Source organism: Enterococcus raffinosus, from assembly GCF_001886185.1.
In the GTDB taxonomy this organism is placed as follows: Bacteria; Bacillota; Bacilli; order Lactobacillales; family Enterococcaceae; genus Enterococcus_A; species Enterococcus_A raffinosus.
The window spans coordinates 1-318 of the sequence record NZ_JXLA01000132.1; the positions used below are offsets into that span (position 1 = coordinate 1).

Annotated in this window: 1 protein-coding gene; it reads left to right on the plus strand. The window is 41.5% G+C overall.

All coding sequences use genetic code 11. The annotated features are described in order from the left end of the window. Nucleotides 1-318: transposase (locus RV13_RS20610; RefSeq protein ID WP_211276182.1), on the plus strand; the 318-nt coding region annotated here is incomplete at both ends.

Below are 318 nucleotides of genomic sequence, written 5' to 3' on the forward strand. Positions count from 1 at the left end.
GGCTATGATCTTAAAGGAAACAAGGAGATTTTAGGCCTATCGCTCAATCAAACAGAATCTAAAAATCGCTGGATGCAAGTCTTCGATGAATTGAAAGTACGTGGTGTAGAAGATGTTTTTTTCATTTCGATGGACGGTGTTTCCGGTCTCGAAGAAGGCGCAAAAGCAATTTTTCCTTCTGTCATTGTGCAGCGCTGTATTGTTCATCTTGTTCGAAATGCGTTACGATACATCCCAAGTAAGGATTATAAGGAAGTCTGTCGAGACATGAAAAAATTCTACGGCGCTTCTTCTTTAAACGCTGCACACGCTGCCTTC